Source organism: Streptomyces sp. NPDC091271 (assembly GCF_044757505.1).
In the GTDB taxonomy this organism is placed as follows: domain Bacteria; phylum Actinomycetota; class Actinomycetes; order Streptomycetales; family Streptomycetaceae; genus Streptomyces.
In genome coordinates this window covers 139925-157898 of the sequence record NZ_JBIVVD010000004.1, presented here as the reverse complement: position 1 = coordinate 157898, position 17974 = coordinate 139925, and the positions used below count along the sequence as shown (strand labels likewise).

The 17974-nt window shown below is 71.4% G+C and carries 18 protein-coding genes; 12 read left to right on the top strand and 6 right to left on the bottom strand.

The annotated features are described in order from the left end of the window. The first annotated feature begins 131 nt into the window (after positions 1–131). Positions 132–2147 carry an FAD-dependent oxidoreductase gene (locus ACIQM3_RS17265; protein ID WP_401624669.1) on the top strand — a complete coding sequence of 672 codons (2016 nt, stop codon included), beginning with the start codon at positions 132–134 and terminating at the stop codon, positions 2145–2147. Positions 2148–2180: 33 nt separating this feature from the next. Beyond that, positions 2181–2714 (top strand): PadR family transcriptional regulator, encoded by a 534-nt coding sequence (locus ACIQM3_RS17260; RefSeq protein WP_401624667.1) that lies wholly within the window; start codon positions 2181–2183, stop codon positions 2712–2714. A gap of 31 nt (positions 2715–2745) precedes the next feature. On the opposite strand, the gene ACIQM3_RS17255 is transcribed toward ACIQM3_RS17260, so the two are convergent. Beyond that, entirely contained in the window at positions 2746–3795 is a 1050-nt protein-coding gene (locus tag ACIQM3_RS17255) for a DMT family transporter (protein WP_401624665.1), read from the bottom strand. Further along, on the bottom strand, positions 3792–4604 hold the full coding sequence (locus ACIQM3_RS17250) for a phosphatase PAP2 family protein (RefSeq protein ID WP_401624663.1): 813 nt from the start codon (positions 4602–4604) through the stop codon (positions 3792–3794). The genes ACIQM3_RS17255 and ACIQM3_RS17250 overlap by 4 nt, the downstream gene beginning before the upstream one ends. Before the next feature lie 166 nt (positions 4605–4770). On the opposite strand from ACIQM3_RS17250, the gene ACIQM3_RS17245 reads away from it, so the two are divergent. The 5 genes from ACIQM3_RS17245 to ACIQM3_RS17225 all read left to right on the top strand — a co-directional run bounded on the left by ACIQM3_RS17245 (position 4771) and on the right by ACIQM3_RS17225 (position 8642). Further along, complete coding sequence (locus ACIQM3_RS17245) at positions 4771–5418, top strand: TetR/AcrR family transcriptional regulator (protein WP_401624661.1); 648 nt, start codon at positions 4771–4773, stop codon at positions 5416–5418. A 208-nt stretch (positions 5419–5626) separates the two neighbouring features. Further along, positions 5627–6640, top strand: a complete 1014-nt coding sequence (locus ACIQM3_RS17240) for an SPFH domain-containing protein (RefSeq protein ID WP_401624659.1) — start codon at positions 5627–5629, stop codon at positions 6638–6640. Next, a complete protein-coding gene (locus tag ACIQM3_RS17235) occupies positions 6637–7536 on the top strand; it encodes a hypothetical protein (protein ID WP_401624657.1) in 900 nt (299 codons plus the stop codon). Before ACIQM3_RS17240 ends, ACIQM3_RS17235 begins: the two co-directional genes overlap by 4 nt. A 60-nt stretch (positions 7537–7596) precedes the next feature. Then, positions 7597–8097 (top strand): NUDIX hydrolase, encoded by a 501-nt coding sequence (locus ACIQM3_RS17230; protein WP_401624655.1) that lies wholly within the window; start codon positions 7597–7599, stop codon positions 8095–8097. 50 nt (positions 8098–8147) lie between these two features. Then, positions 8148–8642, top strand: a complete 495-nt coding sequence (locus ACIQM3_RS17225) for an FBP domain-containing protein (protein ID WP_401624653.1) — start codon at positions 8148–8150, stop codon at positions 8640–8642. Between the two features lie 92 nt (positions 8643–8734). On the opposite strand, the gene ACIQM3_RS17220 is transcribed toward ACIQM3_RS17225, so the two are convergent. Continuing rightward, a complete protein-coding gene (locus ACIQM3_RS17220; protein ID WP_401624651.1) occupies positions 8735–9403 on the bottom strand; it encodes a GntR family transcriptional regulator in 669 nt (222 codons plus the stop codon). Between the two features lie 207 nt (positions 9404–9610). Here ACIQM3_RS17220 and ACIQM3_RS17215 point away from each other — a divergent pair, with 207 nt between their 5' ends. From ACIQM3_RS17215 to ACIQM3_RS17205, 3 genes are read left to right on the top strand one after another with little or no spacing between them, the layout of a single operon-like run. Next, positions 9611–10636, top strand: coding sequence for an amidohydrolase family protein (locus tag ACIQM3_RS17215; RefSeq protein WP_401624649.1), 1026 nt, complete (start codon positions 9611–9613; stop codon positions 10634–10636). Positions 10637–10691: 55 nt separating this feature from the next. Beyond that, on the top strand, positions 10692–11612 hold the full coding sequence (locus ACIQM3_RS17210) for an amidohydrolase family protein (RefSeq protein WP_401624647.1): 921 nt from the start codon (positions 10692–10694) through the stop codon (positions 11610–11612). A gap of 44 nt (positions 11613–11656) precedes the next feature. Then, positions 11657–13015 (top strand): MFS transporter, encoded by a 1359-nt coding sequence (locus ACIQM3_RS17205; protein ID WP_401624645.1) that lies wholly within the window; start codon positions 11657–11659, stop codon positions 13013–13015. Here the strand turns inward: ACIQM3_RS17205 and ACIQM3_RS17200 are convergent. From ACIQM3_RS17200 to ACIQM3_RS17190, 3 genes are read right to left on the bottom strand one after another with little or no spacing between them, the layout of a single operon-like run. Continuing rightward, a complete protein-coding gene (locus tag ACIQM3_RS17200; RefSeq protein ID WP_401624643.1) occupies positions 12999–13814 on the bottom strand; it encodes an ABC transporter ATP-binding protein in 816 nt (271 codons plus the stop codon). The genes ACIQM3_RS17205 and ACIQM3_RS17200 overlap by 17 nt on opposite strands. 9 nt (positions 13815–13823) lie before the next feature. Continuing rightward, positions 13824–14912: a FecCD family ABC transporter permease gene (locus tag ACIQM3_RS17195; protein WP_401626432.1), complete on the bottom strand. Its 1089-nt coding sequence runs from the start codon at positions 14910–14912 to the stop codon at positions 13824–13826. Between the two features lie 5 nt (positions 14913–14917). After that, positions 14918–16003, bottom strand: coding sequence for a FecCD family ABC transporter permease (locus ACIQM3_RS17190; RefSeq protein WP_401624641.1), 1086 nt, complete (start codon positions 16001–16003; stop codon positions 14918–14920). Positions 16004–16163: 160 nt separating this feature from the next. On the opposite strand from ACIQM3_RS17190, the gene ACIQM3_RS17185 reads away from it, so the two are divergent. Together ACIQM3_RS17185 and ACIQM3_RS17180 are read left to right on the top strand one after the other, a co-directional pair. Then, entirely contained in the window at positions 16164–17144 is a 981-nt protein-coding gene (locus tag ACIQM3_RS17185) for an ABC transporter substrate-binding protein (protein ID WP_401624639.1), read from the top strand. Then, a complete protein-coding gene (locus ACIQM3_RS17180; protein ID WP_401624637.1) occupies positions 17141–17929 on the top strand; it encodes a 2,3-dihydro-2,3-dihydroxybenzoate dehydrogenase in 789 nt (262 codons plus the stop codon). Before ACIQM3_RS17185 ends, ACIQM3_RS17180 begins: the two co-directional genes overlap by 4 nt. Positions 17930–17974: the final 45 nt, after the last annotated feature.

The following is a 17974-nucleotide window of genomic DNA, read 5'->3' as shown; positions in this document are numbered from 1 at the left end:
GGTCCGATGGTGTTACGCCATCCGTGGACCGGGCCTTGCGGGAACTGCGACGTACGTCATTGTGCAACTAGTTGCACAATGACGCTCACGTGGTCTAGAACTGGCTCGACGACACGTGCGAGGAGACCCGGATGAGCCCGTACCCCACCCTGCTGAGCCCGCTCGACCTCGGATTCACCACCCTCCCGAACCGGGTGCTGATGGGATCGATGCACATCGGTCTCGAGGAGGTCGAGCGCGGCTTCGAGCGGATGGCCGCCTTCTACGCGGCGCGCGCACGCGGTGGGGTGGGCCTCATGGTCACCGGGGGGATCGCGCCCAGCGAGCGCGCGTGCTCCTTCCCCGGCGGCGCCAAGATGACCACGGAGGCCGAGGCGGAGCAGCACTCCGAGGTCACGGCGGCCGTGCACGCGGCGGGGGGCCGGATCGCGATGCAGATCCTGCACTTCGGGCGCTACGCCCACCACCCCGACCTGGTGGCGCCGAGCGCGCTCAAGGCGCCGATCAGCGGGTTCACCCCGCACGCGCTCGACGACGACGAGGTCGAGGAGACCATCGAGGACTTCGTCCGGGCCGCGGAGCTCGCGCGCCGGGCGGGCTACGACGGCGTCGAGATCATGGGCTCGGAGGGCTATCTGATCAACGAGTTCATCGTCGCGGCCACGAACCACCGGGAGGACCGCTGGGGCGGTTCGTACGAGAACCGCATCCGCTTCCCCGTCGAGATCGTGCGCCGCGTCCGTGAGCGGGTCGGCCCCGACTTCATCCTGATCTACCGGCTGTCCATGCTGGACCTGGTGCCCGGCGGTTCCACGCTGGAGGAGGTCGTCCGTCTCGCCCGCGAGATCGAGGCGGCCGGGGCGACCATCATCAACACCGGGATCGGCTGGCACGAGGCCCGCATCCCGACCATCGCGACCTCCGTGCCGCGTGGCGCCTTCACCTGGGTGACGGAGAAGGTGCGGGGCGCGGTCTCCGTGCCGCTGGTGACCAGCAACCGCATCAACACCCCCGAGCTGGCGGAGGAGGTCCTCGCCTCGGGCCGCGCGGACATGGTGTCGATGGCGAGGCCCTTCCTCGCCGACCCCGACTTCGTCGCCAAGGCGGCCGAGGACCGCGCCGACGCCATCAACACCTGCATCGGCTGCAACCAGGCCTGTCTGGACCACATCTTCAGCCTGCAGATCACTTCCTGTCTGGTGAATCCGCGCGCCTGCCACGAGACCGAACTGGTGCTCTCGCCGACCCGGGTGCGCAAGCGCGTCGCGGTGGTCGGCGCAGGGCCGGCCGGACTGGCCTGCGCGGTCACGGCCTCCGAGCGCGGGCACGCGGTGACCCTGTTCGACACGGCCGACGAGATCGGCGGTCAGCTGAACGTCGCGCGCCGGGTCCCCGGCAAGGAGGAGTTCGACGAGACGCTGCGCTACTTCCGTACGCGCCTCGCCGAGGAGCGAGTCGAGCTCCGGCTCGGCACCCGGGCGACGTCCGCCGTGCTCGTCGGCTTCGACGAGGTCGTCCTGGCCACCGGGGTCGAGCCCCGCACTCCCGCGATCCCCGGCGTCGGGCACCCCAGCGTGGTGAGCTATCTGGACGTCCTGAAGGGCGGCGCGGAGGTCGGTGACCGGGTGGCGGTCGTCGGGGCGGGCGGGATCGGCTTCGACGTCGCCGAGTTCCTGACCGACGGTGGCGACGCGGCGAGCCTGGACCCGGAGGTCTTCTTCCGGCAGTGGGGCGTGGACACGGACTACGCGGGGCGGGGCGGGCTGCGGGCCCCGGAGCGCCCGAGGTCCCCGCGCACGGTCCATCTGATCCAGCGCAAGGCGAGCAAGGTCGGGGCCGGGCTCGGGAAGACGACCGGCTGGATCCACCGGACCGAGCTGCGCCACCGCGGTGTCACGATGATCGCGGGCGCGTCGTACGACCTGATCGACGACGAGGGCCTGCATCTCACCGTGGACGGCGAGCAGCACCTGCTGCCGGTCGACACCGTCGTGCTGTGCGCGGGTCAGGAACCGCGGCGTGAGCTGTACGAGGAGCTGCTCGCCGCGGGCCGTCCGGCGCATCTGATCGGCGGTGCCGACGTGGCCGCGGAACTGGACGCCAAGCGTGCGATCCGTCAGGGCACGGAGCTCGCCGCGGAGCTGTGATCACCCGCTCCCGCCGTCTTTAGGATGCACTGCATGTCACTCCCGCACGCGATCCTCACGGCCCTGCTCGAGAAGCCGTCGTCCGGTCTCGAACTGACGCGGAGGTTCGACCGGTCGATCGGCTACTTCTGGCCGTCCACGCACCAGCAGATCTACCGCGAGCTGGGAAAGCTGGAACAGGCCGGTCGGATCCGGGTCCTGCCGGCCGCACAGCCGGCGCGTGGGCAGAAGAAGGAGTACGAGGTGCTCCCCGCCGGACGCGAGGCGCTGGCGGCCTGGGTGTCGCTCGCCGAGGATCCGCGGCCGGTACGCGATCCCCTGCTGCTGAGGATGCGGGCGGCCGCCGTGGTCGGCGCCCCGGGGCTGGCCGGGGAGCTGCGCAGGCACCTGGTGCTGCACCAGGAGCGGCTGGCGGAGTACCTGGAGATCGAGAAGCGTGACTTCCCTCCGGAGCGGACCGCGGACGAGGACCGGCTGCGCCGTCTGGTGCTGCGCGGGGGAATCGATCTGGAGACGTTCTGGACGGGCTGGCTGACCAGGGCGATCGACGAGCTGGACGGCCCCTGAGGGCTGTCCAGCCGGTGGCCGTCGGGACGGCTCAGCCGGGGCCGCCCGGGCTCCCGACCGGTTCCGGGTACAGCGTGAACGGCTCGGCGGGGCGTGGGGCGGTGAGGGACGGGCCGGTGAGGACGACCCTCGAAGGCGGTACGGTGACGGCCGGCACGGTGACGGCCGGCACGGTGACGGCCGGCACGGTGACGGCCGGCACGGAAGCGGCCGCCACGGAAGCGGCCCCGGCCGGCTCGGGTACGCCTCCGGCCGTGCTCCCCGCCTGTGCGCGGCTGAGCAGGACCACGCCCCGGACGGCGGCCAGGGTGCCGATGAGCGCGGGCACGAGGCCGACCGCCCCGCCCTGGATGCGCTCGCCGAGCAGGATCAGGCCGATAGCGGCGGCGGCGACCGGGTTGGCGAGGGTGACCACGGCGAGCGGGGCGCCGAGGCCACCCCGGTAGGCGGTCTGGGACAGCATCAGGCCGCCCAGGGCGAAGAAGGAGACGAGCACCGCCACGGTCACCAGCCGCCAGCTCAGCAACGGGCCCGAGTGGTCGGTCGCCGCGACCGTCAGGGTCTGGGTGAGGGCGGAGGCCACTCCGGACGTGATGCCGGAGGCGGCGGCGTGCCGGAGGCCGGGCCGGGTGCCCGGGCGGCTGAGCGCGGCGACGAGCGCCATGGTGACGGCCCCGACGCCCAGCGCCTCGGGGAGGCTCAGCGTGTCGTGCGGCGCGGCGCCGCCCGCGGCCAGGAGCAGCGCGGCGAGGCCGACGAGAGTGAGGAGCGTGCCGCGCCATTCCGTACGGCTGACCCGGCGGCCCGCGGAACGGGCGCCGAGCGGGACGGCGGCGACGAGCGTGAGCGCGCCGAGCGGCTGGACCAGGGTGAGCGGTCCGTACTTCAGCGCGGCGACGTGCAGCAGCGCCCCGCCGGCGTTCAGGCCGACCGCCGACCACCAGGCTCCGCGGCCCATCAGGCGCAGCGCCCCGGCGGAGGGGTCGGTCCGGCCGGCCAGCCGGGCCTGAGCCACCGCGGCGGTCGCGTAGGCACCGGCGGAGACGAGGGAGAGCGCGACGGCTATGAGTGTGGCGTTCATCGGCGTGCTCCGGATCGTGCGTACGCGGGGGACGCGTAGTTCTGGGCCGGGACGGCTGCCGCCCACGGAAGGTGCGTACGGACCGGTGTGCGCGGCAGCCTGAGCGCGGCGTACGCGACGGCGAGCAGGGCGGAGACCACGATCACGTCGAGCCAGTAGTGGTTGGCGGTGCCCACGATGACGAACAGGGTGAGCAGGGGGTGCAGCAGCCACAGCAGGCTCCACCGGGAGCGTGTGGCGACGATCAGTCCGACGGCGACCGCAAGGGCCCAGCCGAAGTGCAGTGAGGGCATGGCCGCGAACTGGTTGGCCATCGAGTCGGTCGAGGGCGTCTCCCCGTACACCGACGGTCCGTAGACCTGCCCGGTGTCGACGAGGCCGGCCGCGTGCAGCATGCGCGGCGGGGCGAGCGGGAAGAGCAGGTGCAGCGCGAGCGCGGCGCCGGTGAGCGCTGCCAGGATGCGGCGTGACCAGACGTAGTGGCGCGGGCGGCGCCAGTACAGCCAGACCAGGAACGCCACCGTGGCCGGGAAGTGCACGGTCGCGTAGTAGGTGTTCGCCGCCTGGACGAGCGTGTCGCTGTGCAGCAGAACGCCTTGAACGGCTCCTTCGCGGGGAAGGCCGAGAGCCCTTTCGAAGCTCCAGACGTGTCCGGCGTTGTGGAAGGCCTCCTCGACATGGCCGTTCGCGGCCTGGCGGCCGAGTTTGTAGACCAGGAAGAGTCCGGCTATCAGAAGCAGCTCACGGACGAGGGGCGGTCGGGCTGAGGCGTCCGGCTCCCGCTCCGCAGGCTCACTGCGGGTGTGCATCACCCGTGCCCCTTTGCTGACGGTGCGTTGTTACGACGTCGGCATGGCCAGTCCATGCCGTATCGATACGCCAGTGTACCGATACGCCGACGTATCGGTACACTGGCGTATCGGTACACTGGCGTATCGAGGGTCTCCAGCCGCAGAGTCGCAGAGAGGGAAGCAGATGCCGTCGCCCGGTTCAGCACAGGAGTCCGTACCCGCGTCACGCCGGTCGAAGATCACACCGGAACGGGCCCAGGAGCTGTACACCGCCGTGCTGGACCTCCTACGGGAGAGCGGCTACGACTCACTGACGATGGAGGGCGTCGCCTCGCGCACCCGGTGCGGGAAGTCCACGCTCTACCGTCAGTGGGGGTCCAAGCCGGAGCTGGTGGTCGCCGCACTGCACGGCAGCCGGAAGAGGCGGTTCTCGGACATCGACACCGGCAGCCTGAGCGGCGATCTGCGCGAGGCGGCGCGGGTCGTGGACGCGGCGTCCGGCGAGGACACCGCCCTGATGCACGCCCTCAGTCATGCCGCGCTCCAGAATCCCGACCTGCTCTGCGCGCTGCGCTCCACACTGATCGCGCCGGCCATCGCCGCTTTCGACACGATGGTCGAACGAGCCGTCCGGCGTGGTGAGATCGACGCCGGCAACCCCGCGGCCGACTACGTGGCCGCCCAGATGCTCGGCATCATGCGCGTCCGGCCACTCCTGGAGGGACGGCACCCCGACGACGCCTCCTTCCTCACCGGCTTCATCGAGTGCGCCGTGCTCCCGGCACTCGGGCTCCCCTCCTCCCCGCCCGCTCCCGAGGGAAGCGGGACCTGATGAACGTGGACCGTCGTCCGAGCGGATGACGGCGGTCCACCCTCGCGCCGCACCGTGGGGACGGGGTCGGCGCACAACCGGCCGGCCGGTGGTTTCCGAGAGGAAACCGCCGGCCGGCCGTTCTCATGCCCGCACCCCCTTCTCGTCCTCTTGACGATATCCCTCGGATCCATTATCGTCTCCATGACGAGAAAGAGGGGGTCCCGAGATGGCCGACATCACCCGGCGCTTCGGCTGGCGCCACCTGCGTTCCGCACCCACCGCCCACATCCGCCACCACAGGCGCGGCAGACTCAACCATGACGGCCCCGGACTGAGCTTCTGGTACCGCTCGCTCTCCGCGGCGCTCTCCGAGGTCCCGGTCGACGACCGTGAGCTGGCGATGGCGTTCCACGCCCGTACGGCCGACTTCCAGGACGTCACCGTGCAGGCCACGGTCACCTACCGGATCAGCGACCCCGCCGAGGCGGCCGTCCGGCTCGACTTCTCGGTGGATCCCGACACTGGGATCTGGCGCGGTGCGCCCCTGGAGCAGATCGCCACCCTGCTCACCGAGACGGCGCAACAGCACGCCCTGGACGTCCTGGCCCGCACCCCACTCGCCACCGCTCTCGTGGACGGGGTCGCCGCCGTACGGGAACGGGTCGCCACCGGGCTCGCCGCCGAGCCCCGGCTGCCCGCCACCGGCATCGACGTGGTCGCCGTACGCGTCGTCGCCATCCGCCCGGAGGCGGAGGTCGAACGCGCCCTGCGCACCCCGGCCAGGGAGCAGATCCAGCAGGAGGCGGACCGGTCGGTGTACGAGCGCCGGGCGGTCGCGGTCGAGCGCGAGCGCACCATCGCCGAGAACGAGCTCGCCAGCAAGATCGAGCTCGCGCGCCGCGAGGAGCAGCTGGTCGACCAGCGCGGCACCAACGCCCGCCGGGAGGCCGAGGAGAAGTCGGCGGCCGACGGAGTGCGTACGGCCGCCGAGGCCGCCCGCACCGTGCGCCTGGCCCGCGCGGAGGCGGAGGCCGCCCGCGACCTAGGGGCGGCACGCGCGGAGGCGCAGGCGGCCTGGCTGCGGGCGCACGCGGACGTCGACCCCGGCACGCTGCACGCCCTGGCCGCGACGCGGCTGGCCGAGAATCTCCCGCGCATCGACAGCCTGACCCTCTCCCCCGACGTCCTGACCGGCCTGCTCGCCAGGCTCGGCCGGCCTGAGCCGGAGGCTCGGGCGTGAGCCTGGCCCCCCGGGCGGTGCTGGTGCACCGGACGACGGAGTACGAGGAGCTGCTGGCGCGGCACGGGACGCACGGGCAGGCCGCGTTCGTGCTCGCCGGGCGCGGCCGGTCGCTCGACGAGGTGGCCGAGCGGCACCGGCGCCACGAGCGGGCACTCACCGAGGTGGCGGCGGCCGTGCCGCTGCGGTGGCGCCGGACCCGGGTGGAGCGGGCGGACCTCGACCGTTTCCTGTTCGGGCCCGAGGACGTGGTCGTCGTGGTCGGGCAGGACGGCTTGGTCGCCAACGCCGCGAAGTACCTGTCCGGTCAGCCGGTGGTGGGCATCGACACCGACCCGGGCCGCAACCCCGGAGTTCTCGTACGCCACCGGGCCCGTGACACGGCGGCACTGTGCCGGGCCGCCGCATCACCCGGCGGGCGGGTGGACGCCCTCACGATGACCGAGGCCGTCGCCGACGACACCCAGCGGCTCCTCGCCCTCAACGAGATCTACCTCGGGCCGCCCGGCCATCAGACCGCCCGCTACCGCATCGGCCCCGACGGCGCCCCGTCCGCCGTCGAGTCACAGGCGTCGTCGGGCGTCCTGGTGGGCACCGGCACGGGCTCCACCGGCTGGCTGCGCTCGCTCTGGCTCGAGCGCGGCAGCCCCCTGCGACTGCCGGCCCCCTCCGATCCGCGACTGGTCTGGTTCGTGCGCGAGGCCTGGCCCTCCCCGGCCACCGGCACCTCGATGACCGCGGGCGAGCTGGGGCGCGAGGACGGCCTCAGACTCACCGTCGAGTCGGACCGGATGGTGGTGTTCGGCGACGGGATGGAGTCCGACGCCCTGGAGTTGACGTGGGGTCAGTCCGTGCGTCTCGGTGTCGCCGGCACCACACTCAATCTGGTGGCGTGATCGCCGTGTGAGGATGAAGACCGCGTCATCCGTACCGACCAGCTGGGGGCAGAGCAGCGTATGACCACCGATTCCGTGAACGTCGCGCCCCGGAACTCCCGTCCTCCGCTCCCCCAGGCCGCCTTCGGCGTGGGTGTCGTCGTGCAGGACGAGGCCGGCAGGATCCTGCTGGGAAGGCACCGCGGCGGCACCTGGGAGCTGCCCGGCGGCAAGGTCGACCCGACCCACGAGTCGGTCGCGGAGGCCGCCGCTCGCGAACTGCACGAGGAGACGGGACTGCGGGTGCCCGTGGACGCCGTCACCGTCTTCGCGATGGTGCACGACGTGGTGGGCGGCATCAACAGGATCAGCATGGCCGCCCTGGTGAGGGTGGCTTCGGCGGTCCCGCAGGTCACCGAGCCGCATATCGTCAGTGAGTGGCGGTGGACCGCCCCCGAGGAGCTGCCGGCTCCCCTGTTCGATCCGTCGGCGCAGATCCTGGCCGTCTGGCGCCCGGATCTCGCCATCGAGCATCCGGCGGCCCACCACCTGCGGGTCTCACCGCCCGAGGATTCGGCCTAGAACAGATAAACATTTGCCTAGGCCTCATAGGCAGAGTTAGCGTCGAGTCCATGAGAGCCGTCAATGAGCAGGACATCCGAGCGTCGTTCGTCAACTGCTCCAAGGGGGAGGCGAAGCGCCTGCCGCTCCCCCGCGACCTCGACGAGCGGCGCTGGGACGACCTCGACTTCCTCGGCTGGCGCGACCTCTCGGCTCCGGACCGTAGCTACATCGTCACCGAGCTGCGCGGCGAGCTCACCGGCATCACGCTCCGTTTCCCCTCCCAGCAGCGTGGCTTCCTGCACCGCAGCATGTGTTCGGTCTGCCTGACCACGCACCCGGGCAGCGGGGTCTCCCTGATGACCGCCCGCAAGCGGGGACAGGCCGGCAGGGACGGCAATTCCGTGGGCATCTACCTCTGCACCGACCTCGACTGCTCGCTGTACGTACGCGGCAGGAAGACGCCGGCCCCCGGCGGGCGCTTCGAGGAGTCGCTGACCGTCGAACAGCAGATCGAGCGAACCAGGAACAAGCTCACCGCGTTCCTGGATCTGCTCGTCGCCTGACCGGGCGAGGCCGGACCGGCCCGCCCTGCCTGGGCGGACCGGCGTCGAGGTCTCCCGGTCAGCCGAGGCGGACCGACCTCAGGGTCTCCCGGTCAGCCGAGGCGGACCGGCGTCGGGGTCTCCCGCAAGGCCACGATGACGCTCTCGACATGCGCCCGCGCGGCGGCCTCGGCCGCCTCCGGGTCGCCGGCCAGGACCGCGTCGATGATCGCCAGGTGCTGGGGCAGTGACTGCGCCGGACGGCCGGGGCGCAGCGCGAGACGGAACTGGTAGCGCACCATCTGGCCGTTCATCCGTTCGAGCAGGGCCTGGGCGACCTTCTGGCCGCCGACCTCGCCGATGCACTCGTGCAGCCTGCGGTTCAGCACCGAGTAGGCGTCCGGGTCACCGCCCTCCACGGCCCGGCTCATCGCCGAGCCGATGCCCTTCAGCTCCTGGCGCACCTCGTCCGAGGCGTACTCCGCCGCCCGCCTGGCACACAGGCCCTCCAGCAGGGCCCGGCACTCGGTGATCTGGATCGCCTCCTCGACGGAGATCACCCGCACCCGCGCCCCGCGCCGCGGGATCAGCTCCACGAGGCCCTCGGCGGCCAGGTCCTGCAGCGCCTCCCGCACCGAGCTCCGCGTCGCACGGAAGACCTCGGACAACTCCTGCTCGACCAGGCGCTGTCCTGGCACCATGTCGCCCGCCGCGAGCGCCTCCCGGATACCGCTGGAGACCGCACTCCGGCCCGTCCGGCCGGTGACCTGATTCGCCGTCACCCCTCCGCCTTCCGTACATCGTCGCCGCCGCGCGCGAGCGCACGCGGACATCAGTGATGATGCCTGAAACTTTCTCGTCAGGCATATTGTCAACAATTTCATCGACGGTTACGGTGGCGTGAACAACCGGGAAGGACGCGTCGGCGAGGAGCCCTCCGGCTGCGTAACCGCCGGCACCACACGCAGGCACTCCGAAGAGGAACAGCGATGATCATCGACTGCCACGGCCACTACACGACGGCCCCGCCCGCACTGGAGGCCTGGCGGAATCAGCAGATCGAGGGGCTCGGGAACCCGGCCGTCTCCCCGCGAAGGGCCGATCTGAGGATCAGCGACGACGAGCTGCGCGAGACCATCGAGTCGAACCAGCTGCGGCTGATGGACGAGCGCGGCATCGACATGACGGTCTTCTCGCCCAGGGCGTCGTTCATGGCCCATCACGTGGGTGATTTCAGCACCTCCGCCGAGTGGGCGGCCATCTGCAACGAGCTGTGCTTCCGCGTCAGCCGGCTCTACCCGGAACGCTTCGTCCCCGCCGCCATGCTTCCGCAGTCCCCGGGCGTCGACCCCGCGACCTGCATACCGGAACTCACCAGGTGCGTCGAGGAGTACGGCGCCGTCGCGCTCAACCTCAACCCGGACCCCTCCGGGGGGCACTGGACCTCTCCGCCCCTCACCGACCGCTCCTGGTACCCCCTGTACGAGAAGATGGCCGAGTACGACGTCCCGGCGATGATCCATGTCAGCACCAGCGTGAATCCCGCGTTCCACACGACCGGGGCGCACTATCTGAACGCCGACACCACCGCGTTCATGCAGCTCGTGCAGGGCGACCTCTTCAGGGACTTCCCCACACTCCGGCTGATCATCCCCCACGGCGGCGGCGCCGTCCCCTACCACTGGGGCAGGTTCCGCGGGCTGGCGATGGCGCTCGGGAAGCCGCCGCTGGAGGAGCACGTCCTGGGCAACGTCTTCTTCGACACCTGCGTCTACCACCAGCCCGGTTCGGACCTCCTCTTCGACGTCGTCCCCACCCGGAACATCCTCTTCGCCTCGGAGATGATCGGCGCCGTCCGTGACATCGACCCCCGGACCGGCCACCACTTCGACGACACCCGCCGCTACGCCGATGCCGCCGGGCTCTCCCCGGACCGGCTGGGCGACATACAGGAACACAACGCGCGCTCCGTGTACCCGCGCCTGGACGCCCTGCTGAAGCGCCAGGACCGCTGAACACGCGGGCGGACCGCGCCCCGGCCATTTCCCCCATGTGCCTCCAGGAGATTTCATGAGTGTGCGTTCCCCCAAGAGCCCCGGCTGGCTGGACTGGTACCAGGATCCGTCCGTACCGGCGTTCCAGCTTCCGGCGGGCACCGTCGACGCCCACTGCCATGCGTTCGGGCCGCAGGACGAGTTCCCCTTCGCCGCCGAGCGCAAGTACACGCCCTGCGACGCCGGGAAGGACCAACTGGCCGCGCTGCACGAGCATCTGGGCGTCAGCCGCGCCGTCATCGTCCAGGCCACCTGTCACGGTGCGGACAACACCGCCATGACGGACGCGGTCCGCGCGGCCGGTGACCGGGCACGCGGCATCGCGACCGTCCGGCCCGACGTCTCCGACGCCGAACTGCGCGAGCTGCACTCGGCGGGCGTGCGGGGGGTCCGTTTCAACTTCCTCCGACGTCTGGTCAACACCTCCCCGAAGGAGGACCTGACCAGGATCGCCCAGAAGATCGCCCCGCTCGGCTGGCACATCGTGCTCTACTTCGAGAGCGCCGATCTCCCCGAACTGGGGGACTTCTTCGGCTCCCTGCCCGCTCCCCTCGTGGTCGACCACATGGGCCGGCCGGATGTGACCCTGCCGGTGGACGGCCCGCAGTTCTCCCGCTTCCTCCGGTTCGTCGACGCCAACGACGTATGGGTGAAGGTGAGCTGCCCCGAGCGCCTCAGCGTGACCGGTCCTCCCGCCCTCGACGGCGAGAAGCACGCCTACGCCGATGTCGTGCCCTTCGGCCGCCGCGTGGTCGAGGAGTTCGGGGACCGGGTGCTGTGGGGCACGGACTGGCCCCACCCCAATCTCACGGACCACATGCCCGACGACGGCCTCCTCGTCGGCCACGTGCCGCGGATCGCGGTCACCCCCGAGCAGCAGCACCGGCTCCTCGTCGGCAACCCGATGAGCCTGTACTGGCCCGGCGAAGGCGTCTGAGGCCCCTCCCCGCCCGCACCCGCACTCCGACAGGGACCGTCCCCATGCAGCACGCCAACGCGGCGAACCGGCTGGACCGGCTGCCGATCTCCCGCTTCCACAAGACCACCCTGCTGGCCGTGGCCTTCGCGTACTTCTTCGAGTTCGCGGACATCAACAGCTTCGCGACGACCGCCCCCAAGCTCATCGAACTCTGGGGTGTGACGGTCGACCAGGTCGCCTACGTCACCTCGCTGTCGTTCGTCGGCATGTTCATCGGTTCCATCGTCGCGGGAGCCGTCGCCGACCGGTGGGGCCGCAAGAAGACCCTGCTCCGCACCACACTGTTCTTCGGCTTCTTCTCGTTCGTCTCGGTGTTCTCCTGGGACGTCTTCTCCCTGGGCGTCTTCCGGGTGCTCACCTCGGCGGGCCTGTCGGCGATGACCGTCGTGGCGGTCATCTACGTCAACGAGATGTATCCGGCCGCCGTCCGCGGCAAGTACCAGGCGTACGCGATGGTCATCGGCATCTGCGGCACGCCGGCCACCAACCTGATCGCCAGCCTCGTCGTCCCGCTCAGCGACTGGTCCTGGCGGTTGGTCTACCTGTGGGGTGCGCTCGGCATCCTCCTCGTGCTGTTCTCCAGGCACCTCAAGGAGTCCCCCCGCTGGCACGAGAGCAGGGGCGACCACGCCGCGGCCGACGCGGTCCTGCGGGAGATCGAGGCCACGGTGAGCGCCGAGAAGGGACCGCTGGCCGAACCGGCGGAGCCCGTGGAGGAGCCCCCGGCGGTCAAGGCCCCGCTGCGTCTGCTGCTGCACAAGAGGTACCTCGCGCCGACGCTCCTGCTCACCGTCCTTTGGGTCACCCAGACCATCGGCTTCTTCGGCTACTCCAGCTGGGCGCCCACCCTGCTCTCCAAGGAGGGGTTCAGCGTCGAGAAGTCCGTCTTCTACGTCGCTCTCACCACGGTCGGCGCGCCCCTCGGCTCCTACCTGGCCTCGCTGGTCACCGACCGGTTCGAGCGCAAGTGGTGTCTCGTCGCCTTCGGCACCGTCATCGCGGTGTGCGGTCTGCTGTACGGGCTGACCTTCGACCCGATCCTGATCGTGGTCTTCGGGTTCCTGGTGAACCTCTTCGAGCGCGGCTACACCGCCCTCGCGTACGCCTACTCCCCCGAGCTCTTCGACACCCGGAGCCGCTCCCTGGGCACGGGCATCACCTACGGGATCGGCCGGCTGTCGAACGCCGCGGGTCCGCTGATCATCGCGGCGCTCTACAACCGCACCGGCTACCAGAGCGTCTTCTACTTCATCGCGGGCGTCTGGATGGTGGGAGCGGTGGCCCTGGCCGTGTTCGGACCCCGGACCCGGCCGTCCAGGACGCCCGTACGGGAGCCGAAGCCCGTCACGTCCGCGTCGTGAGCCGGCTCCTCGGCACCACGACCGGTGAGGCGTCGCCCGGTGCGCTGATTATGTCGGCGTCCACCCCGTAGAGCTCCTTCACCAGTGCCTCGTCGACCGTCGCGGCCGGCTCGCCCCGGGCGACGACCCGCCCGTCCTTCATGGCCACGAGGAGATCGGCGTAGCGGGCCGCGGCTGCCAGGTCGTGCTGCACCATGACCACGGTGCGGCCGACTGCGGCGACCTCCCTCACCAGCTCCAGGACCTCCACGGCGTGGCCGAGATCGAGGGCGCTGGTGGGTTCGTCGAGCAGGATGACCGGGGTGTGCTGGGCGAGGACCATCGCCAGCCAGCACCGCTGGCGCTGGCCGCCGGAGAGCCTGTCCAGGCGCTCGGCGGCCAGTTCGGTCGTTCCGGTGGCCTCGAGTGCCTCGCGTACGGCGTTCTCGTCCTCCTTGGACCACTGGCGCAGCAGGCCCTGCTGGGGGTGGCGGCCGTAGCGGACGAGCCCGGCCACCGTGACGGCCTCGGGTGCGCGCGGCGACTGGGGCAACAGTGCGACGCGATGGGCGGCCCGGCGCCTGCCGATCTCCCAGATGTCCACGCCGCCGACCCGGACGGTTCCCGACTCGGGCCGGTGCAGGCGCGCGACGGTGCGCAACAGGGTCGACTTACCGCACCCGTTGGGGCCGACGATCGCGACGACCTGCCCGGCGGGGACGGTGAGGTCGACGTTCTCGACGACGGGACGGCCGGGGTATCCGGCGTGGAGCGCTTCGACTTCGAGACCGGGGGCGGACTCGCGTGATGCATCGGTCATCGGCGTTGATCAGACCTTTCCGGTGGCACGGTCCGGGCGGAACAGGACCCAGAGCAGGAAGGGGCCGCCGAGGACGCTGGTGACGACACCGACGGGCAGTTCGACGGGGGCGGCGACCCGCCCCAGGGCATCGGCCGCGGCGATCAGGGCCGCGCCGGTCAGTGCGGAGCCGGTGATCGGGACCCGGGTTGGCCCGGCCATCCGCTGGGCGAGGACCGGGGCGGCGAGTGCAACGAAGGCGATGGGTCCGCCGACACCGACGGCCGTCCCCGCGAGGGCGACGGCGAGGGCCAGTGCGCCCGCGCGCAGCCGGCGCAGGTCGACGCCGAGCGAGGCCGCCACGTCGTCGTCGAAGCGCAGGAGTTGCAGCCGGTGGCCGACGGCCAGGGCGAGCGGTACCAGGACGAGCAGGACGAGGGCCAGCGGCGTACCGACGCCCCAGTCACGGCCGTTGAGGCTGCCCACGGCCCAGAGGAAGACGCCTCCCGCCGTGTTGTCGTTCTCGCGGGACATGATCAGGTCGCCCACCGCGCCCAGGAAGGTGGAGACACCGATGCCGGTCACGAGGACGCGGTAGCCGGCGCTCCCGGCCCCGCCCGCGCACAGGACGACGATCGCGGCTGCCGCGACGGCGCCGATCGGGCCCAGCCACCAGTTGCCCACCATGCCGGTGGTGGAACCCGCGGCGGCTGCGACGACGGCGGCGGTGGCACCGTCGTTGACACCGACGAGGTCGGGTGTGGCGAGGCGGTTGCCGGCCAGGGTCTGGGTGAGGCAGCCGGCGATGCCCAGTGCGGCACCGACGAGGAGGCCGGCGAAGATGCGGGGCAGCCGGAAGTCCCGCACGATCATGACGGTGCCCGGGTCGCCCGTACCGAGCAGTCCGGAGAGGGTCTCCGAGAGGCTCATTCCGGTCGAACTGGCCATCACCGCGAGGGCGACGAGGACGGCGACGAGCGGCAGGAGGATCGCGGCGGTGAGCGCGCTGCGGCGCGGGAGGAGCCACGAGAACGTACCCCTGCGCAGCACGGTGCTGTCGGGGGGTGTCACGTCGGGGGCCCCGCTGCGCGGCGCCGCCTCCCTGGCTGTCTTCTTCAGGTCGGTCACGCTTCGGCCCCCGCGGTGGAGAGGCGGGAGGAGCGGGCGATCCAGACGAGCAGCGGGCCGCCCACGAAGGCGAGCAGGACGCTGACCGGGGTCTCCCAGGGCCGGATGACGACCCGGGCGAGGATGTCGGCCAGGATCATGATGTCGGCGGCGATCAGCGCGGAGAGGACGAGTTGGGCCGTCATGCGGGGCCCTGTCAGCGCCCTCGCGGCGTACGGGGCCAGCAGTCCGAGGAAGGCGATGGGCCCGGCCACGGCGACCGCGCAGCCGGCGAGCAGCGAGACCGCTCCGGCGACGACGAGCCGGATGCGGCCGGGGTGGTGCCCGAGCGAGCGGGCGCCGTCGTCCCCGAGGCCGAGCGCCGAGAGCGGGCGGGCGCAGCCGAGCGCGGTGAGCAGGCCGAGCGCCACCAGCGGCAGCAGCGGGACGAGATCGGAGGTCTCCACTCCGGCGAGCGAGCCGATCGTCCAGTACCGGTAGGTGTCGAAGGTCGACTGTGTGCCGAGCAGGACGTAGGAGGTGCAGCCGTGAAAGGTGGCACCCAGTGCCGATCCGGCCAGGACGAGACGCAGCGGTGAGCCCGCCGTGCGTCCCGATCCGGCGAAGAGCAGGACGACGGCGCTCGCGGCCATGCCGCCGGCGAGCGCCCAGACGAGCAGGGCGCCCGGGGAGTCGGCCCCGAAGAAGGTGAGCCCGAGGACAACGGCGAATGCCGCTCCGGAGTTGACGCCCAGTAGGCCGGTTTCGGCCAGCGGATTGCGGGTGGCGGCCTGGAGCAGACAGCCTGCCGCCCCGAGGCAGGTGCCCACGAGGAGGGCGGCGAGGGTGCGTGGAAGGCGTACGTCCATGACGGCCAGCCGGATCTGGGCGTCGGCCCGGGCGGCGGGGTCACCGAGAAGGAAGTCCCAGGCGCGCCTCGCAGGGCTCTCACCGGTGCCGATGACGAGGGAGAGCAGCACGAGGGCCACGAGGAGAAGCAGAAGTCCCGTGGCGACCCAGGGGGTTGAGCGCCCCCGGGAAGGGGGAGTTTCGGATGGGCGGGATCCGGCTGACCTTGGCCGACCCCCTTGCGCGATGGACATAAGGTTAGCCTAACCTAAATGCACTCGTCCGGTTCTGGCGGGTCATGGGCTCACCTATGCCCTGAAGTGGCGCTATGTGTACCGCTTCTCTCCGATTCAGGCTTCGGAGAGCGCCCTGCCGGAACTGGATTCGTCCGAACGCAAACGGAGATCCAAGGCCATGGTGCCGTATTCGCCCCCCTCGTCCCGCGGTATCGCACGCCCCGTCATATCGGCGGCCCTGCTCACACTCGGCGCTCTCACCCTGAGCGCCTGTGGATCCGAGGACAAAGCCGCGTCCGCCGACTCGGGCGCGGCGGCGACGACCCAGGTCACGGACGCCACCGGGACGAAGGTGAAGGTACCGGCCGCTCCGGAGCGCGTGGTCACCCTCAGCGAGATGGACCTGGACGCGTCGCTCGCCCTGGGCGTCGAGCCTGTGGGTCTGACCGCGGGGCGCGGCCAGAAGGGCGCACCCGGGTACCTGGCGGACCAGGCGAAGAGCATCCCGGTGGTGGGAGCCGTCACCGGCCCGGACATCGAGAAGGTCGTGCAGGCGAAGCCGGACGTGATCCTCGCCGGGCAGCTCGCCGACGAGCAGGTGCTCGCGCAGCTCCGGAAGGTCGCGCCCACGGTCGTCACCATCGACGGCACCAAGGACTGGAAGAAGGCCCTCGAGCTCACAGGCACGACGCTCGGCAGGTCCGAGGAGGCCGAGAAGTTCCTCGCCGACTACGGGACGAAGGCCGCCTCCCTCAGGACAGACCTCGGCTCGCAGGCCGGCGCGAGCGTCTCCGTCGCCCGCTACTCGGCCAAGGGCACCGCGGTCATGCAGCAGGGCGTCTTCATCAGCGACGTCCTGAAGGACCTCGGCTTCGAGCGCCCGGGCATCCAGAACGACAAGGGCGAGGGCCACTCGACGCCGCTCAGCGACGAGAACCTCGACGAGATCGACGGCGACTGGTTGTTCATCGGCTCCCTCGACGCCGGCACCGACGCCGGCCTCCTCGCGGAGCTCGCGAAGAAGCCCGCCTACCAGCAGCTGGGCGCCGTGCGGGACGAGCACGCGACGGTCGTCGACGGGACCAGGTGGACCAGCCTCGGCGGCGCGCAGGCAGCCGTCTCGGTGCTCGACGACATCCGGAAGGCGATGGTCAAGTGAGTGCCGAGCAGGAACTGACCGGCCGGCTCGCCCTCGTGACGGGAGCGGGACGCGGCATAGGCGAGGCGGTCGTACACGCCCTCGCCGGCCGCGGTGCCCGCGTCCTCGCCACCGACCTGGCCCCGGAAGGCATCGCCGCGCTGGAGAGGACGTACGACGGAGCGGTGACCGCGCGCACGCTCGACGTGACGGACCCCACGGCTGTCGAAGACCTCGTCGCGAAGGCGGAGGACACTCTCGGCCCGCTGGACATCGCGGTCAACGTGGCCGGAATTCTCCGTGGTTCGCCGGTGGCGGACCTGTCGGACGAGGAGTGGGCGGCCACCTTCGCCGTCAACACCCACGGGGTGTTCCATGTGTCGCGGTCGGTCTCCCGCCGGATGACCGGCCGGGGTTCGGGCAGCATCGTCACGGTGGCCTCCAACGCCGCCGGCATCCCCCGTACGAACATGGCGGCGTACGCGGCCTCCAAGGCCGCGGCCGTGATGTTCACCAAGTGTCTCGGTCTCGAAGTGGCGCCCCTGGGGGTGCGGTGCAACACCGTCTCCCCCGGCTCGACCCTCACCGACATGCAGCGCGGCATGTGGACGGCGGGGGACGAGGAAGCCGCCGCCCGCCGCGTCGTCGAGGGGGACGCGGCGACGTACCGCACGGGCATCCCGCTCGGCCGCATAGCGGACCCCTCCGACGTAGCCGAGGCGGTCGCCTTCCTCGTGTCGGACCGCGCGCGTCACATCACCATGCACGACCTGTACGTCGACGGCGGTGCCACCCTGCGGGCCTGAATCCCGCCCCGCCCCGCCATCCTGCCGGCGCTCGAGCCTTCCCCA

Bases quoted from the DNA above. Each gene is read 5' to 3' on its own strand.
- ACIQM3_RS17265 (WP_401624669.1), top strand. From the start codon at position 132: ATGAGCCCGTACCCCACCCTGCTGAGCCCGCTCGACCTCGGATTCACC.
- ACIQM3_RS17260 (WP_401624667.1), top strand. From the start codon at position 2,181: ATGTCACTCCCGCACGCGATCCTCACGGCCCTGCTCGAGAAGCCGTCG.
- ACIQM3_RS17255 (WP_401624665.1), bottom strand. From the start codon at position 3,795: ATGAACGCCACACTCATAGCCGTCGCGCTCTCCCTCGTCTCCGCCGGT.
- ACIQM3_RS17250 (WP_401624663.1), bottom strand. From the start codon at position 4,604: ATGCACACCCGCAGTGAGCCTGCGGAGCGGGAGCCGGACGCCTCAGCC.
- ACIQM3_RS17245 (WP_401624661.1), top strand. From the start codon at position 4,771: ATGCCGTCGCCCGGTTCAGCACAGGAGTCCGTACCCGCGTCACGCCGG.
- ACIQM3_RS17240 (WP_401624659.1), top strand. From the start codon at position 5,627: ATGGCCGACATCACCCGGCGCTTCGGCTGGCGCCACCTGCGTTCCGCA.
- ACIQM3_RS17230 (WP_401624655.1), top strand. From the start codon at position 7,597: ATGACCACCGATTCCGTGAACGTCGCGCCCCGGAACTCCCGTCCTCCG.
- ACIQM3_RS17225 (WP_401624653.1), top strand. From the start codon at position 8,148: ATGAGAGCCGTCAATGAGCAGGACATCCGAGCGTCGTTCGTCAACTGC.
- ACIQM3_RS17215 (WP_401624649.1), top strand. From the start codon at position 9,611: ATGATCATCGACTGCCACGGCCACTACACGACGGCCCCGCCCGCACTG.
- ACIQM3_RS17210 (WP_401624647.1), top strand. From the start codon at position 10,692: ATGAGTGTGCGTTCCCCCAAGAGCCCCGGCTGGCTGGACTGGTACCAG.
- ACIQM3_RS17205 (WP_401624645.1), top strand. From the start codon at position 11,657: ATGCAGCACGCCAACGCGGCGAACCGGCTGGACCGGCTGCCGATCTCC.
- ACIQM3_RS17200 (WP_401624643.1), bottom strand. From the start codon at position 13,814: ATGACCGATGCATCACGCGAGTCCGCCCCCGGTCTCGAAGTCGAAGCG.
- ACIQM3_RS17190 (WP_401624641.1), bottom strand. From the start codon at position 16,003: ATGTCCATCGCGCAAGGGGGTCGGCCAAGGTCAGCCGGATCCCGCCCA.
- ACIQM3_RS17185 (WP_401624639.1), top strand. From the start codon at position 16,164: ATGGTGCCGTATTCGCCCCCCTCGTCCCGCGGTATCGCACGCCCCGTC.